Genomic DNA, 1,148 nt, shown 5'->3' on the forward strand with positions numbered 1-1,148 from the left:
TGAACCGGACGGCGGTGCCGTATCCCGAGCAGCAGTGCATCCATGAGCTGTTCGAGGCACAGGTCGCCAAGGCGCCGGACGCGGTGGCGGTGGTCCATGCGGACGAGCGCTTGAGCTATGGCGAGCTCAATGCGCGGGCGAACCGGCTGGCGCATCATCTGATCGCACTCGGGGTGAAGCCGGACCAGCCTGTGGCGATCTGCCTTGAGCGCGGCGTGGCGATGGTGGTGGGGCTGCTTGCAATCCTCAAGGCGGGTGGCGCCTATCTGCCGTTGGATCCGGCCTATCCGTGCGCACGGCTCAAGCAGGTTCTTGAGGATGCGCAGCCGCAACTGTTGCTGGCCGATGCTGCGGGACGATCCGCGCTGGGCGCCGATGCGCTGGCCGATCTGACGGTGGTCGATCTCGAGACGGCGACATCGGCCTGGGCGAAGCTGCCGGCCTCGGATCCCGACCCGCGCGCGCTTGGCCTGACCTCGCGCCATCTCGCCTATGTGATCTACACCTCGGGATCTACCGGCACCCCAAAGGGAGTCATGATCGAGCATCGGGGCCTCGTCAACCTGGGGCTGGCTCAGATCGGGCTTTTTGGCGTTTGTTCAAACAGCCGAGTAGTGCAGTTCGCCTCCTTTGGTTTTGATGCGAGCGCTTGGGAAATTCTTATGGCGTTTGGTGCTGGAGCCGCATTGCATTTGCCTGCGGATGAGCTCCGTCAAGCGAGTAACAAGCTATCAGATTATCTGCGAAGCGAAGCCATAACACACGCGACGTTGCCTCCAGCCTTTTTCCAAGGAGACCGCAATCTGGAATATTTGGCGTCGCAATCTCTCATTCTTGCTGGAGAGCTGCCAAAGTCTGAACTCATTCGAAGGTTGCCTGCAACATCTATTGTCAACGCCTATGGACCTACCGAAACAACGGTCTGTGCGACGACCTGGAGTTACCCCTCTGATTTTGATGGGTCAGTTGTCCCGATTGGCCGTCCGATTGCGAACACGCGTGTGTATCTGCTCGATGGCCATGGCGCGCCCGTTCCGTTGGGAGCGGTGGGAGAGCTCTACATTGGCGGGGCGGGGGTCGCGCGTGGCTATCTGAACCGGCCCGAACTGACGGCGGAGCGGTTCTTGGCCGATCCGTTCAGTGGTGAG

1 protein-coding gene is annotated in these 1,148 nt (G+C 61.2%); it reads left to right on the plus strand.

Annotated elements, in window-relative coordinates; all coding sequences use genetic code 11:
* On the plus strand, nt 1-1,148 hold a 1,148-nt coding region (locus IVB48_RS34745; RefSeq protein ID WP_247407357.1), incomplete at both ends, for an amino acid adenylation domain-containing protein.

Source organism: Bradyrhizobium sp. 76 (assembly GCF_023073025.1).
Taxonomy (GTDB): domain Bacteria; phylum Pseudomonadota; class Alphaproteobacteria; order Rhizobiales; family Xanthobacteraceae; genus Bradyrhizobium.